This window comes from Bacteroides propionicigenes (genome assembly GCF_018390535.1).
Taxonomy (GTDB): Bacteria; Bacteroidota; Bacteroidia; order Bacteroidales; family Bacteroidaceae; genus Bacteroides; species Bacteroides propionicigenes.
On record NZ_JAHBBW010000002.1, the window covers coordinates 213,548 to 230,897 of the forward strand.

10 protein-coding genes are annotated in these 17,350 nt (G+C 39.0%); 3 read left to right on the top strand and 7 right to left on the bottom strand.

Annotation, left to right across the window (positions count from 1 at the left end; all coding sequences use genetic code 11):
- Positions 1-47: 47 nt before the first annotated feature.
- The 7 genes from KG118_RS03660 to KG118_RS03685 form a co-directional block, all read right to left on the bottom strand.
- Complete coding sequence (locus KG118_RS03660; protein WP_117710421.1) at positions 48-905, bottom strand: FAD:protein FMN transferase; 858 nt, start codon at positions 903-905, stop codon at positions 48-50.
- 81 nt (positions 906-986) lie between these two features.
- The gene (locus KG118_RS03665) at positions 987-2,327 is read right to left on the bottom strand and encodes a 3-keto-disaccharide hydrolase (RefSeq protein ID WP_117710422.1); all 1,341 of its coding nucleotides are present in this window, start codon (positions 2,325-2,327) and stop codon (positions 987-989) included.
- Positions 2,328-2,353: 26 nt separating this feature from the next.
- Entirely contained in the window at positions 2,354-3,772 is a 1,419-nt protein-coding gene (locus KG118_RS03670) for a Gfo/Idh/MocA family oxidoreductase (RefSeq protein ID WP_117710423.1), read from the bottom strand.
- 20 nt (positions 3,773-3,792) lie between these two features.
- Positions 3,793-4,053, bottom strand: coding sequence for a hypothetical protein (locus tag KG118_RS17415; protein WP_117710424.1), 261 nt, complete (start codon positions 4,051-4,053; stop codon positions 3,793-3,795).
- Positions 4,054-4,059: 6 nt separating this feature from the next.
- On the bottom strand, positions 4,060-5,343 hold the full coding sequence (locus KG118_RS03675) for a Gfo/Idh/MocA family protein (protein ID WP_117710425.1): 1,284 nt from the start codon (positions 5,341-5,343) through the stop codon (positions 4,060-4,062).
- Between the two features lie 513 nt (positions 5,344-5,856).
- Positions 5,857-7,929 carry a RagB/SusD family nutrient uptake outer membrane protein gene (locus KG118_RS03680; RefSeq protein ID WP_117710426.1) on the bottom strand — a complete coding sequence of 691 codons (2,073 nt, stop codon included), beginning with the start codon at positions 7,927-7,929 and terminating at the stop codon, positions 5,857-5,859.
- A gap of 16 nt (positions 7,930-7,945) precedes the next feature.
- Positions 7,946-11,110 (bottom strand): SusC/RagA family TonB-linked outer membrane protein, encoded by a 3,165-nt coding sequence (locus tag KG118_RS03685; RefSeq protein WP_233514839.1) that lies wholly within the window; start codon positions 11,108-11,110, stop codon positions 7,946-7,948.
- A gap of 1,278 nt (positions 11,111-12,388) precedes the next feature.
- Here KG118_RS03685 and KG118_RS03690 point away from each other — a divergent pair.
- The 3 genes from KG118_RS03690 to KG118_RS03700 all read left to right on the top strand — a co-directional run bounded on the left by KG118_RS03690 (position 12,389) and on the right by KG118_RS03700 (position 17,334).
- A complete protein-coding gene (locus KG118_RS03690) occupies positions 12,389-13,141 on the top strand; it encodes a M15 family metallopeptidase (protein ID WP_117710427.1) in 753 nt (250 codons plus the stop codon).
- Positions 13,142-13,178: 37 nt separating this feature from the next.
- Entirely contained in the window at positions 13,179-14,387 is a 1,209-nt protein-coding gene (locus KG118_RS03695; protein ID WP_117710428.1) for a class I SAM-dependent methyltransferase, read from the top strand.
- A gap of 142 nt (positions 14,388-14,529) precedes the next feature.
- Positions 14,530-17,334 carry a TonB-dependent receptor gene (locus KG118_RS03700; RefSeq protein ID WP_117710429.1) on the top strand — a complete coding sequence of 935 codons (2,805 nt, stop codon included), beginning with the start codon at positions 14,530-14,532 and terminating at the stop codon, positions 17,332-17,334.
- The last annotated feature ends 16 nt before the right edge of the window (positions 17,335-17,350 follow it).

Consider the following 17,350-nt stretch of genomic DNA (forward strand, 5'->3'; position numbering starts at 1 on the left):
TGTTACTACATTTTACTAAATCAGTATAGACCAACGTCATCTCTCCATTAAACCACCTTCAATACTAAACGAGGACAAAACTCTGTTTCCAAAAGTCCCCATTGGCTATCATCAGCAGCAAATAAGGCTGTAGACAGCACTTCCCCCACTGTTCCACTTTTTGTAACTACTGCAACAGCCCATTTACCTTCTACCAACTTTCCGGAATTAGGAGTAATAATATGTTTTCGTTTAAAGGAATTGTTACCTGAAACTGTTAAACATTCATTTTGAAGCAAAATCTCTTGTTTTTCTTTTTGCGGAACAACATCCTGCCCAAAACCGACCTTCCAACCATCCGTCAAAGGAGGTTTTCCCAAAGCAAGAACAGAACTGTTACCCATATTCACTAAAGCATCCTGCACCCCATAAAATTGCAAAATCCCACGTATATTCTCCAAAGCATACCCCTTCAAAAAGCCAGAAAGATTAATATTGATTCCAGGATGTTGAAGAAACAGCATATGACTCTCCGGAAACAATTGAACCCCTAAAATCGTATCCGAAGTATAATCTGCTGAATGAACAGTGACATCAAAAAGACCATTAGTGCGGGTATTACAATCCATACAAAATGCAAGTATATTGTAAAGTTCATCACTAACCGATTGCGGATATATAGCAGCCATCTGATTTAGCCGTGCCAACTCACTGCTTGTGTCATAACAATTACCTAACTTTTCTATATGGCATAACCGTTCATAAATCTCATTTACCACAACTAAAAACTGTTTCTTACTCTGGTGACCGCATAGTACAATATCAGTACGTGTATGCATAGATGAAAACCAGGCATAAAATATACCACCATAAGCAGGAGAATATTTATAATAATTCTGAATAATACCAATAGTTTTCTGCTTCATGCCTCTATTAAGACAATAAAAGAGAGTATATCAGAAAACTTTTACTTATTCTTAGATATACCCTCTTAAATATAAAATTAATTACAGTACTCTGATTTTAATATTTTTAAACCAAACCTCATCACCATGGTCTTGTAATAGAATATTCCCATATTCCGAATTACCAAAGTTCTCCCAATTCCTATACTTACTATACGCAACCAAAGCATTCCACATTTCATTCTGACGAGTATATTCCAACAGTTTTACTCCATTCAGCCAATGTTCTACACGATTATCTTTCACAATAATCATAGCCGTATTAAAATCCTTCTTGTTAAAAAGTTTATTTGATGGAGCAGGAATTAAATCATAGAGTGAACCTAATTTTCGATTACCTTTTACTCCTAATTTGGCATCAGGGTGCTTATCATCATCTAAAATCTGGAATTCGCAACCGATAGCTGACCCCGCCCCTTTATTCATATCCGGATTAACAAAGTACTTTATACCACTATTAGCACCCTCAGTAATCTTAAAGTCCACTTTAAGAATGAAATTTTTATACTTCTGCTTTGTTATTATATCACCACCATTTGCAGACTCTGCACCAGCACTTTTTAGGACTTTAAGAATACCATTCTCCATTACCCAGCCTTTCTCTGGGAAAGCATCCAATTTTGCACCTCTCCAACCTTCTGATGTTTTACCATCCCAAAGAAGCTGCCAACCATCTTTCGTCTCATTTGGAGAAAGAGTATTAGAAATCACATTTATTTCCGGTGCTTTGACAGTTGTCGCATAACGCTCTACATCTGTAGTACAAATGCGTATATTCTTCCAACAGACAGTTTTTCCTTCATCAGCGACATTTACAATAGCGTGTACTTGCAAAGCGATAAAACCGGAAGGGGTCATATCATCCCAAATATTAGCACAAGGAATTCCATTTATCCATGTAGCAATAGAGTTGCCAATCGCTTCAATACGAGCTTTATTCCATTCCTTATTTTTAAAAGCTGTTTTGGCCAACGGGTTTTGAGTCAACGGATAAAGCCAATTGCGGCGAGCCTCATCATAAATGCCACCAGACCAAGCACGTGCAGAGGGGTCTATTTCAAACTGATAACCATGCACACGACCGCTTTGATAATCTTTCTTACTTTCACTACGCAATTGTACTCCGGAATTCAACCCCTCATCAATCTTAAATTCAAACTCTAAGATAAAATTGTCATATTTTTTTTGGGTAGCCAAAAAAGTATTGGGTGTCCCTAACTTCGAGGTACCCACAATTGTACCATCTATAACTTTATACTCAGCTTTTCCATTCAATCTTTTCCAACCCCTCAAATTTTTACCATTAAAAATATATTCCCAATTCTGTGCTTGCATAGCCAAAGCACAAAATAGACACAAAAACAATAAATAAATTCTTTTCATATTGGTTACATTTATTAAATTAGCCACTATAATCTATAATATTCATCCCAGCCTTTACGAGGTGGCACTCCAACCAGCATCGCATTAGCAAATTCATTATTTGTAATTTGCTTCATACGCGAGTCAAAGAACAATTGAGTATTCAAGCGCTGTGCTATCACCCCTAAAGAAAAAACCTGGCTTAATACTCCATTAATTTCAAATGGAGAACGGGTCTTTTCCTGCCCCATACAAGCCAATAAGAAGTTTTCAAAATGGTTAGACGGGCTTTTAGGTACGTCCGGAAGCTTATTAGCCATCTCTTTAGCCTTCTCTTCCGGTATAATAGAAAGAGTGCTACCATGGCTTCCTCCTTTAAAAATCAGATCCTTAGTATAAATAATCTTACCCGGATTCAATTTGGAAGCCGGTGTATCTCCTTGATTAGTTTTAGGAATATTCGGATCCAAGCCAGATACACCATAACCAATAGGGAGAGGAGGCAGGTTATCTAAGCCATCATACCAAGTAATATCAACCGGAGGCATCCCTTTACGCTGTGGAAAACGGAATAAAATAGTAGAAGAATAAGGAAAGAAGTAATCATTATGTCCATTAGCGTATTGCATTGATACCTCATACGGCAATCCTAACTCTAAGAATTCATGAACCGTATCCAAAATGTGAGCTCCCCAATCACCTAAACATCCCATTCCAAAATCATACCAACAGCGCCACTGTCCTAAATGATAATCTTTATTATATTCATGATACGGAGTCACCCCCAACCATGCATCCCAATCCATATCATTAGGTAATTGCTGCCCTACCGGAAGTTTATAAATACCGGTATCCCAACCATGCCAGCGACGCGGGTTATTCATATGCGCTGTAACAGCTGTCACATCTTTAATTATACCTGCATCCATCCATGCCTTAAACTGAAAATAATTAGCTTCCGAATGTCCTTGATTTCCTACCTGAGTAGCCAAATTAGGACGTTTCAGTGCTGCTTGCATAAGTAGTTCCGCCTCATAGAATGTACGCGCCAAAGGCTTCTCCACATAAACATGCTTGCCTGATGCCAAGGCTAACATACTAATGGGAAAATGAGAGTGATCGGGAGTAGCAATAGCTACTGCGTCAAAATCGTTACCAGCTTTATCAAACATTTGACGAAAATCACGAAAACGCTTCGCTTTCGGATACATATTCATTACTTTCTGAGTATGAGGAGCTCCCATATCAACATCACATAAAGCTACCACTTCTACCATACCGGTACGAGCAAAATCTCCAATAATTTGCTCTCCACGATTTCCAATACCAATATAGGCAATCTTCACTTTATCTGCAATCTTTCTTTGTGATGTAAAAGTTTGAGCCCCCAATATATCCCCTGCTCCTAACGCTAATCCTGCAGAAGCCATTGTCATTGTCTTTAAAAAATCTCTTCGTGTTGCCATATTTTTCCAGTATTTATAAGTTATTTATTGCATATTTTCTTTTTAAAAAAAAATATAAACAAGATTCTCACTCCATAAAAAAAGAGGCGTAATACAGTCCATAGTACATAAAGCGCACACGAAAATGTAATGACATAAAAAAAAGAAGTCAACAGTTCCTGAAAAGAAGTCTTATAAGCAATTATGGCATACAAGTTCAGTAAATTGGCTATCGCAAAACATATCAGCCAAGTAAATAATTCATTTTTTTTTCGACGTGCGGTAATAAGTGTATCTTTCATAGTTTGTCAGCTTATTTTAGAATGGTGATTTAAATAATCTATTTTGTACTCATCCGGAAAACTAAGAGTCCGTTGTTCTTGCAAGGCTTGATCACCTAATAAGCAAAGCATACTTGCATAATAGCCTTCTTCAGCTATATGCTTAGGCTGTTTTTGGGTAATAACAGCTTCAATGAAAGCTTCCAGCAATAAAGATGTACCATCTGATTTAGGTCTTTCACCCAAAATAAATTCCCCACTGTTCTCATTAGCTGTTTCCGGAGCCCAACTTGTTCCGGCAAAAGGCAAAGAATCAAACACTTTATTCTCCCATTCATTTATCATCTGCAAAAATCCAGGTGCCGGAGGAATATTTTCAAAATAATATTTACCCTTTTCAGGTTCTACCGTTCCCAAACTACCCATTATTTGCTCCTCCAAACCATAAAATTTGTTGGATATAACAGAATCAAATGTCAGTTTAACTCCATTCTCAAATACATATATACAGCTTACATTATCATATACTTCCCGACCATCTTTCCAATAAGTTATTGCCCCATGTCCCATAACCTTATCCGGTAATTCTTGCAAAGCCCAACTTCCTATCTGCAACTGGTGACAAGCTAACTCTGTCATCAGCCCTTTAGAATATTCACGATATAAACGCCAATTGATTAATCGTTCTAAATCGGGTGAAGGAACTTCCCTCCGCCAATCTCCATTCCGATACCAAAACGTACGGATCGCATTTATTTCACCAAAGATCCCGGCATGAATCATTTCCATTGCTTTAATATATCGTGGATCGAACAGTCGTTGTTGCCCTGTAAAAAACACTTTATTTGTACTAATATGTTTTTTATAAATGCGAAAACATTCTTCCATTGTAAAGCCTATAGACTTCTCACAAAACACATGCTTACCAGCATCGAAAGCATCCAACACTATCCGACAATGGGAATTAAGAGGAGTGGCCACCAATACCGCATCAATGGTGTTATCTTCTAATACCTTCCGATAATCGGTATATACCTTGGCATGTGGAACTAAAACTAATGCTTTTTCTATAGAAGGCTGATAAATATCACATAACGCCACAATCTCTACCTTGGGATTTTGTAATAAGAAACTCATTAAGAAACGCCCTCTTGATCCAGGACCAACAATTGCTAAACGGCACTTTTCATTGGATGTTTCCACAACTTCCGAAAAAGCCGAAAGCCATGGGCTCACTGACAACAAAGTTCCCGCTCCTATCATTCCCAAATTTCTCAAAAAATCACGTCGGCTAATCAATGTATCTTTCATAATTAAACCATCTGCAAATAAGGTTATACAAGTAATTATATCAAAAACCAATTTTACTGTACAACATTAGTAGAATACAATTACTCTACAAAAATATCAAAAAAAATATATTTATTTATATGATAACTCCACCTAATATTTTTGAACAGTCAATTCTCATAATATACTTCTTTGAAAGAATTTAATATTTGAACAAAAAATTAAATCCTTACTATATAAAAAACGAAACTCCTGGAAAATACAGAAAAACACTATTTACTAAGTAAAAATTATTTTCTACGCAGCAAGCACTAGGACAAGTATGAAATCCGGGGAAGAACTATTAAGCCTTACCCCAAATACAGAGCAAAACAAACTTAACATCATTACAACTCTTTTATTCACACCTGACAATCCTTTAATAAATATTAGCTAAAACGGTATGAAATGCCATTTTAGCTAATATTTGATATGTATTTAGAGTCGTATACTCAAAAATACACAAACTCTAAATACACATTTTATCACACATAATTAATAACCATAATTCTGAGGATTAGGATCCGCCGGTTCCAAACGATCTATATGTTTCTGTGGAATAGGACGAAAACGATGAAAAGGTTTAATGTTTTCTCTAGCAAGTTCATTACGTTCTTTTATTCTTTCCACAAAGAAATCCGCACCATTACGGACTAATTGTTCAAAACGATGCAATTCACCTTCCATTTCACGACCATATTCATCTAAGAAAAATATAAGTTTTTCTTCTTCATCCATTTGGCTTATAAAATCAGCCGATACTTTCATTTCCTCAATAGTAGATTTACTAATGTCTGCAAGATTTCCACCATCATATTTATAAAAATTAGGCGTTTTCATTTCCCCATCTTTCCATGCTGCACGTTCACGTACTACATTCAAAGCAGCAGCTGAATTGGTATAATCTCCTTTCAAAGCAAACGCCTCTGCCAATATGATATATGTTTCAGCCAAACGATAACAGAAATAATCGCGATAACCACTTTGATCATTAGCCGATGTGCGTCGGCTGTCTAAATATTTAATCAATGAAGGATAAGTATTTCTAATGCCATCACGATCTCCTCTCTCATTCAGTCCTGGTCTATTAATTGATTGCATCGGTATATACCAATATGGCTCTATAGCGCGTGCATAAGCTAATTTCTCAGATTTTGTTCCTGTTGAAAAACGCTTATCTACGTCTTCCATGGAAAATACAATTGCAGTATCTCCTATAGTATAACGATTTTTACCTTCTATTTTTCCAATATTAGTAGGATCAAAATTACCAACCGCATTAGAAAAACTTTCCCAAGGGACATTTGGCTCAGAATTACAATAATATACCCAAATATGTGATTTATATAAGCGTGCATCTATTAGTTTTCCATGCTTATTACTCATATAATATTGAGGACCATACAAACCGTCATCCTCATATAAAAAGGGAGTAGGTGAAGCTCTTCTCCAAGGGCGTCCTGTTATAAGATCTCGTCCAATACCATTGCTTACACCCCATTTTACTGTTTCAGAGCCCCTTCCGTTTACGGTATTCAAAGGCATACCTTCTGCCTGACTAGTAAACATCATATGGAGCCAGTTTCCTCCTGTATTCACATCCGTAGCTAATTGATTATTATAGAAATGATCAGTAGAAAATTGAATATTAAATAATACTTCAGAACCTGCATAATCATCAGGAGTAGGACCTCCTGTTTTAGGATCAAAACGCCATAAGTCAGAATAATCCGGAGCTAAGTTATGCAAACTTCCACTTCCAGCTCCAGCACCGAAATGACACACGGCACTTGCATATTCAATCACCTTATCAAGATCAGTATTCTCCCCTCCTCGTTCTTCATTCATATGAGTATCAGACTGATTACCTGCCCATTTCTGACTATAGCGAAACATATAAGCTTTTGCTAGCAAATGACCTGCTGCACCTTTACTTGCACGTCCATAATCTCCCGTTACCTTACCTTCAGCATCCGCCCAAGGTAGCAAATTATAAGCATCAGTAGCGTCGTCTATAATTTGCTTCCACACATCTTTTTGAGGTGCACGTGTAAAATTAAATGTTGGTTTATCTACCGGTTCTAACACCAATGGACAATCGCCATAATGAATCGCCAATACCGAATAGTAATACGCACGTAAGAATTTTAATTCTCCTTCACGGATATTTTTTATATCTTCTTTCATTTCCGTATTTGAAGCAAGATATTGTAATCCCAAATTGACACGTGCTACCCCATTATAACAATCGGTCCAAAAAGCTGAAAAAGTTTCATTTGAGGGATTCATCGTAGAGGTATAAAGAGCAAAATCTGTACCTCCATCACCACCAATAGTATACATATCCGTACCTATCTCTTGGAAAATAATACCCGAAGGCGTATTGGATGTTGAGAACATACCACGTCCATTCTGATAACATGATGCAACAAGAGACTCTACACCTGCAGCTGTCTCATAATGACTGTAGTCTGCATTATAACCCTTTTCATCTAGGAAATCCGAACAGGAAGTTAGGCTAAATCCTAACAGACCTACAATGAATATATGCTTGAAATGAGTTTTCATATTTATTATTTATTGATTAAAAAGTTAGATTAACACCAAATATATAATTTCTCATTGTCATTGGATCGTTATATGCTTCTTGTTTACGATCCCACGTGCGTCCCGCCTTAACAGAACCTTCCGGGTCATTATTAGGATAACCTGTTATAGTAAAAGGGTTTTGTAACTGTACATAGAAACGCGCCCTTTCCAATCCTGCATATTTAATGATATTTTTCGGAAGGCTATAACCCAAAGTTATGTCTGAAATACGAACAAAATCTCCTTTATTATACCAATAGGCCTCTCTATTAGGTTGATCAGCATCCCCCTTAGACGGTTTTCTGAATTGAGTCTGAGTATTCTCTGGCGTCCAATAATCTGCATAACGAGTATTCATACGGCCATCATGACCTACTCCCGGATCACAATAAATAGTATGTCCAAACATACCATACATAAAAATATAGAGATCAAAGTCTTTATAACGGAATGTATTTCCCATACCAGCTGTCCATTTAGGCATTTTCTGCCCACGGAAAGTTCGGTCATAAGCATCAATTTTATAATTACCATCTAAATCAACAAAACGTAAATCACCTGGCTTATAAGAATGTCCATTAGCATTGAATTTTGCCATCTCTGCCATATCTTCTTTAGAATACCCCCACACGTATTTCGTGTTTACATAATCATAAAAAGTATCTACAGGATGACCAACAAACCACATATTGGCAACATCTTCTTTTAATCCACTAGCTAATTTTACAATTTTTTCTTTATTGGTAGCAAATTGCAATGAAGTAGTCCAGCTAAAATCTTTTGTTTGAAAATTTACAGTTTCTAATGTAACTTCAAGACCCTTATTTTCAGTCTCTCCAACATTTTCTGTAATACTACCAAAGCCTGAGACTTCTGGAAGAGCACGTGGCATCAACAAATCATATGTATTTTGCTTATACCACTCAATACTACCAGAAATACGCCCATTGAAAAATCCAAAATCTAGACCTACATTATACTGTCCGGTTGTTTCCCAACCTAATACCTTATTAGAAAGTGAACTTGGTGCATAGCCTAAAGCTCCTATGTTACCCCAGGTATAACGACTACTACTGATTTTCCCAACTGTTTCATAAGGATTAACAGCTGAGTTACCAGTCTTACCATAACCAAAACGAAGTTTTAAGTTACTAATATTACTAATATTATCTTTAATAAATGATTCATCGGAAATACGCCATGCAACGGCTACTGATGGAAAAGCTACCCATTTATGCCCATCAGCTAATCGAGAAGAGCCATCATAACGTAAAGAAGCCGTTACCATATATCTATTATCTTTAAAACCATAAATTGCACGCCCCATCCATGACATCAAGGTCCATTGGGTAAAATTGCTGGTAACACCTTGTGTCGTAGCACTACCCAAATTATAATATAATTGCGATTCTAAAGGAATACCTACACCACTAGCGGTAAGAGGTTCTTGCGTAAACTTTTGAGTTGATTGTACAGCTGTCAGATTCAGGCTATGTTGTCCAAAGGTTTTAGCATATGAAAGAATATGTTCCAAGGTCCAACCTCTATCAAAAACAGCTTTTTGCTCAGCCTTAGCATTACCAAATCCTTGTGAAGTTGATGCTTTAGCATAGAACATTTGTTCTTGTCCACTATAATAATCAGTACCAAAATTAACACGATAAGACAGACCATTGTTCAGTTTAATCATGGCATAAAGAGTAGCATCAATACGGTTTCTTTTGGTTTTGCCTTCTGTTCCAGTAAAATCATAAAAAGGATTCCATAACATTCCTTCACCAGTTGGATGAGGAACCAATCCTAACGCGGGATCACCATCTTGAGTTACATCACCACCTACACCATAATCGCCACTACCTCCTGGAGAATAGTACGGAGTACCAAGAGGATTCCAATTACCACCAACCCCAGTACCATTGAAATATTCCCAATAAGCAAAGTTAGTTGTAGCTCCCATGGTAATATATTTACCCAAATTTTGATCCAAATTCATACGTAGCGTATAGCGTTTACGATAAGAGCGTGGTGTGATACCCTTATTATCCATAAAAGAACCTGAAATGAAAACTTTGGTATTCTCGTTCCCGCCACGGATACTAATATTATGGTTATGTGAAATTGTTTCATCACGCATACCAGCACCTTGCCAGTCAAAAGTACGTAATTTTGAGGGATCATATGTTCCACCTTCCCAAGCACGTTTTACAGACTCCAAAACATATCCAGAAATATCACGTGAACCTACATATTCCAATCTTTGATCATATTCCCAATTAGGGGTCATAGAAGGATAAGTACAACTAGGATCTATAGAATAACCGCCTTCTCCATCATATATATAATTGCGGTCTGCCTCACGTAAATATTCCAAATATTCTGCTCCATTGCGCACACGTCGATATTCATCCACTTTACCTATAGAAAGATATCCATTATACTCAACATTCACTTTACCAACTTCACCTTTTTTAGTAGTAACCAAAATAACACCATTGGCACCGCGCGCTCCATAGATTGCTGTAGCAGAAGCATCTTTTAAAATCTCAATAGATGCAACATCTGAGGGGTTTAACACATCAGATCCTCCATTTACAGGTACACCATCTATAACAAACAAAGGTTCATTGCTAGCTGAAATAGAACGATTTCCACGAATACGAATCATAGGTGTATCATTCAACCCTCCACCGGCTACCATAACACCCGCAGCCTTACCTCGCAAAGCTTCTTGTATATTAGTAGGCGCAGTAGCCATCAAATTCTCAGCTTTTACTTGAGTAATAGCTCCTGTAAGATCACGTTTTTTTGCAGTACCATAACCTACTACTACTACTTCATCCAAAGTTTCAGTATCTTCTTTCAATATTATTTCTAAATTCTTTCGTCCGGCAATATCCACTGTTTGTACTTGATAGCCAATGAAAGAAATTCGAAGTTTTCCTTTTGGAGAAACATTCAAAGAAAAATCACCGTTAATGTCTGTAATAGTACCATTAGTAGTACCAACTTCTGTTACGTTAGCGCCAATCACGGCCTCTCCTAAGACGTCTTTTACTGTACCTTTTACAACTTGATTTTGTGCATTCGCCCATATTGCTACAAAACAAAGCAAAAATGGCAACATCAATTGTTTAAAATAAAAAATAGTGTTTTTCATCATTAAAAAAAACTTAGTTAATATAACAATATGTATTTTGTAATATTTGTGATAAAAATATTACAACCTTCCCGTGATAAACCATCGTTTATCGAAGAAATAGAGAAGACAATATTATTATTAAGCGTTCTTAGGGATATATTTCTATATAAATACTAACTGAACTAATAATATTATCAAAGAACAAGCAAAATCTCATATGTAGAGATTTTGTACCACATAATTATTAAATGCAATTATAGTAGCATACAACCCTATCATGCTACCCACAAATTCGCCAACCATAACAATACAGAAGTTATTATCATAAGCATTTCTACATAGCAATACCCAATTTTCTTCTTCACTCAAATAGTTAAAATAGTATTTTGATTGCAATAATATGAAATATGTTTATATGATAAAAAAATATATATTACATATTTCTTTGATAATATTACATATTTCTTATTTATGTTACATTTCTTATTCTATACATAACACACCAAAATCACAAGCATTTGCAAATTAAATACTTACAAACCACGTTTATATTAAACAAGAGATATATAAGAAAAATATAGAAAATATAAACTCTATCACCAATTTCAGCCTTTATTAACTTTAAATCTAATACAGTGGGAACGCATTGCGTGACATAGGTTTCTTGCTGAAAAAAACGTTTGCCAATATCTTCTTTATTTAATGTACCGAACTGAAATATTCCTAACAATTCCTATCACTTCCGTCTCAGAACTATCTTTAAAGAAAAGTATTTCCATAATAACGGCAAAAAACGCAGATGGACCTATGATACTACTCTGTTCTACTCATTTTGGTAAAACATCTGTTCGCTCCGATAACAACAGCAACTTATATTGGCTTATACAATTATCTTTACCTCGTAATATAATTAACTCCAAAACGTCTGCGTACTATCAAAATAATAAATAAGAAACTTGCAAAGAATTATAGCACTAAAGTAAAGTTAGCCTTCTCGACTATAGTATGTGAATATTATGTTTTTTTCCAGTGGCTTCACCACTATTTTTCTCATTATTTCTCAGGGTAATAATAATCTAGTTATCAGTATTGTGATAGTCAGTTATGTACCTACAATATCTAAAATCTATCAAAAATTGGCAAATAAAAATAACATATTTCATGCTAGGAGATGCTTTATATCAAAAGTATTACCTCTGTCATTATCACCGATATTTACATCACTATAATTCCCTACCTATAATAAGACCAGCTTTATCATATTTCAATTATCTTTGTCCACACAAGAATAATTGAAATATGATAAAGTTTATAAGATACCTATTCCTTGCCTGGATATCGGCTATAACCTTGAGCGGATGTCACCATCAATCCTCCTTACAAACTATTGCGACAGAGACGGTTCGTACAGACACCACACCCTCCATATCCCCTGCCAATAGCAAGAGTAAAATAGCTGCTTATTTGGATTCGCTCGGTTTCATCAATATTGCCGAAGCTGATACTAGTATCGCTATAGACCTGATGTACACTCGTACCGATAATTTCACCGGGCAGATATTATATGAGGATTTGCACGAGGCTTACCTTCATCCCGAAGCAATGGAAAGCTTGCTGCAAGCCCAAAAACTTTTAAAAGGAATACAGTCCGATTACAGTCTCATCGTTTATGATGCAGCACGTCCTATGTCCGTCCAGCAAAAGATGTGGAATACCGTAAAAGGAACACCCAAATACATATATGTATCCAATCCTGTACGGGGTGGCGGACTGCACAACTACGGACTGGCTGTTGACATCAGCATCATTGATGCCCAAGGGCGACCGCTGCCAATGGGTACTCCGGTAGATTATTTCGGCAAGGAAGCCCACATCACCGGAGAAGAACAATTAGTGCAAACCGGCAAAATTACCATACAAGAACTGAAGAATCGCCAACTCTTGCGTAAAGTGATGAGAGATGCAGGTTTCCACCCGCTCCCCAGCGAATGGTGGCACTTCAACCGCGTCAGCCGGCAGATAGCCAAAGAGAAATACCACATAATTCCGTAGATTATCTTTATCTTTGCACCGCTACTCAAACAATGCCATGACACTGACTGAAGAAACCCTCCGTTTTATCCGCGAACACCGCAAAGACGATGTACGCAACCTCGCCTTGCAGGCACGCAAATATCCGACAATAGACATACCTGCCGCCATCATCCAGATTGCAGGACGTCGAGCAGCTGAAGGGAAAATACCCACTTGGGCAGAGCGGGAAGATATTCTCTATCCGGCACATCTTTCTATGGAACAGTGTTCGTCGGAGATTACGGCACGCTACAAGATGGAGATAATCTTAAAACCAGAAGACAACAATCGCAAAACCTTTACCGACCTGACAGGCGGTTTCGGTATTGACTGTGCTTTCCTGTCTACTTGCTTCAAGCAAGCTGCCTATGTGGAACGTCAGGAAGCATTATGCGAAATTGCAGCTCATAATTTTCCGCTTTTAGGGCTTAAGCACATCGCAGTCTGCCATGAAGACAGTATCCGATATCTTCAAACAATGTCCCCTGTTGACTGGATATTCATAGACCCTGCCCGACGCGATGGACATGGAGGAAAAACAATCGCTATCAGCGACTGCGAACCCGACGTTTCCGCTTTGGAAGACTTACTGCTTGAGAAGGCATCGCACGTTTTGGTTAAACTGTCTCCCATGTTGGACCTGGCTCTTGCATTACATGATTTGAAACATGTGCAAGCCGCCCATATCGTTTCCGTTAATAATGAATGCAAAGAGCTCCTCCTTGTATTAGGGCATAAAACAAATTTATCCTCCGAGGAAACTCCTATTCATTGCGTCAATCTCACAGCCTCACAAAAGACTCAACACCTCCTGTTCACCCGGCAGCAAGAAAAAGAGCATTCATGCCCGTACACTTCCACACTGAAAGCATATTTATACGAACCTAACGCATCCATCCTGAAAGCCGGGGCGTTCCGCAGCATTTCATCTATATATAATGTAGAAAAACTGCACCCTAACAGCCATCTTTATACCTCCGACGAGTATATACTGGACTTCCCCGGACGTAAATTTCACATCACCGGTAGCAGCGGTCTCAACAAGAAAGAGTTTAAAGAACTGATAGGTACTGAAAAGAAGGCCAACCTCACAGTGCGCAACTTCCCCGCCAGTGTAGCCGAACTGCGAAAACGGTTGAAGCTGGCGGAAGGCGGAGACACCTACCTGTTTGCCACCACCCTTGCCGATGAAAAGAAGCTATTGATTGCCGGCAAACAACCCTGAGGTATATTGGCAAACGGGCATAGCCGCTACCTCAAGTAACTGAATTGTAACCGTATTGTTACGCCTTCTTCAAAATCCCGTAAAACAGACGTAACCCCATACCTGTACTTTTGCCGCAAATTATTAACAGAGAATAACAGGTATGAAACAAATTGTAAGAGCATTCTTATTTTTGCTCCTATTCGCAACAGCCGGCAATATGGCCATGGCTGAAGAAAAAGCAAACGTTGTTAAACAAGGTACGGTACGTGGCCGTATCATTGACGTGGCAAAACAAACTCTCCCGGGTGCTTCAATCTATATCGAGAAACTACATACTGGCGTGACGAGTGACGTCAACGGCTTCTACACATTTCCCAACCTCGACCCGGGAACTTATACAGTGAAGGTGAGTTATGTAGGCTACTCGCCTGTAGAACTGAAAATCACTATTCCTGCCGGACGTACTTTAGAGAAAGACGTAGTACTGAACGAAGGTGTCGAACTGCAGGAAGTAGTTGTAGGCGGTGCTTTTCAAGGACAACGCCGCGCCATCAACGCTCAGAAGAGCAATTTGGGAGTAACCAATGTAGTATCTGCCGACCAAGTAGGTAAATTCCCCGACTCCAACATCGGTGATGCCCTGAAACGTATCTCCGGCATCAATGTACAATACGACCAAGGAGAAGCCCGTTTCGGGCAAGTCCGCGGAACGAGCGCCGATCTAAGTTCCGTAACTATCAACGGTAACCGTGTACCCTCTGCCGAAGGTGAAACCCGTAACGTACAGCTCGACCTAATTCCCGCAGATATGATTCAGACTATCGAAGTAAACAAAGTGGTCACTCCGGATATGGACGCCGATGCCATTGGAGGCAGTATCAATCTGGTAACAAAGAACTCTCCCTACAAACGTTTCATCAGCGCCACAGCCGGAACCGGCTACAACTGGGTAAGCGACAAAGCACAGCTCAATCTCGGTTTTACCTATGGTGACCGTTTCTTCAATGACAAGCTGGGTGTCATGCTTTCAGCTTCCTACCAGAACAACCCTGCCGGAAGTGACGATGTAGAAATGGCTTATGAGAAAAACGACAATGACGAAATAGTAATCGATGAATATGAAGTGCGCCAATACTACGTTACCCGCGAACGCCAAAGCTACTCACTGGCATTGGACTGGGAAATCAACGCCAATCACCGATTGGACTTCAAAGGAATCTTCAACAACCGTAACGACTGGGAAAACCGCTATCGTAAAACATATAAGTGGGATGATGATACCGCCAATGAATACGAAGTGATTTACCAGACCAAAGGCGGTTCTCCGAACAACCGCAACGCTCGTCTGGAACGCCAGCGCACCATGGACTACACTTTGGGTGGAGAGCACCTCTTCGGTAAACTCCGCTTTGACTGGAAAGCATCGTATGCACAAGCCGGAGAAGAACGTCCTAATGAACGCTACATCGGCTTCAACCGCGAAGGTGTAGAAATGACAACAGACTTCAGTGATTTACGCAAGCCTTATATGCGCCCGGTAAAAGCCGACCAAATCGTACTGAACAGCGATGACTTCGGGCTGGACGAACTTACCGAAAGCTTTGAGGACATCAAAGAGAAAGACCTCAAATTCAGCGCAAACTTCGAACTTCCGCTCGCCAAAGGCAAGTTCTCCAATAAATTGAAATTCGGAGCCAAAGTGGTAGACAAAGACAAAAAGAAAACTATCACTTTCTATGATTACGAACCGACAGAAGATTATGAAAGTACTTTCCTTGCCGATGCAATGGCCAATCTGCAAAACCAAGACCGTAACGGGTATATGGCAGGTGATTACAAAGCCGGTAACTTCGTAACCAAAGAATACCTCGGACGCCTCGACTTCACCAACAATGACAACTTTGAAGGTGAAGAGAATCTGGAAGAGGAAGGCGGAAACTTCAAGGCACACGAAACTGTAACAGCCGGTTACCTGCGCTTCGACCAGCAACTGGGCAAGAAATGGAATATAATGGCGGGACTTCGTTTGGAAAACACCCACTTGAAATACAGCGGATACCAATATGTGGAAAAAGACAAAGACAACGGCATCAAAGAAAGTCTCACCCCGACAGGAGATATTACCGACAGTTACCTGAATGTACTTCCTTCTCTTCTCGTGAAGTATGACGTCAACAGTAATTTCAAGCTTCGCGCCTCATTCACCAACACCATTGCACGTCCCAAATACTCCAACCTCATCCCCAATGTAGTGGTCAAGAGCAAAGACAATGAAATTGAAATGGGCAATCCCAACCTGACCCCCACACTTTCTTACAACTTCGACTTGAGTGGTGAGTATTACTTCAAAAGCATCGGTTTGGTAAGCGCCGGTCTGTTCTACAAAAAAATCAATGACTTCATCGTAGACCAGCGCATCACCAACTACACATACAACAATCACAAGTACGACGTACTTACCCAACCCCGCAATGCCGGCGACGCCAATCTGTTCGGAGTGGAAGTAGCATATCAACGTGACTTCGGGTTTATTGCTCCCGCCCTGAAGTGCATCGGTTTCTATGGAAACTACACATATACTTACAGCCGCGTGAACAACTTCAACTTTGAAGGTCGCGAAAACGAGAAGGATCTGCGTATGCCGGGGTCTCCCGAACATACGGCCAATGCTTCACTCTTCTTCGAGAAAGCAGGTTTCAACATCCGCTGGAGCTACAACTACGCATCGGCTTTTATGGATGAAATGGGTGAATCCGCTTTCTACGACCGTTACTACGATGCAGTGAACTATATGGACCTCAACGCAAGCTACACCTTTGGAAAGAAAATCAAGACAACTTTCTATGCCGAAGCCAACAACCTGTTGAACCAACCGCTCCGCTACTACCAAGGCACAAAGGACCGTACCATGCAAGCCGAGTACTACGGTGTAAGAGTGAACGCAGGAGTGAAAATCAATTTCTAAACACTAATTCAAATTG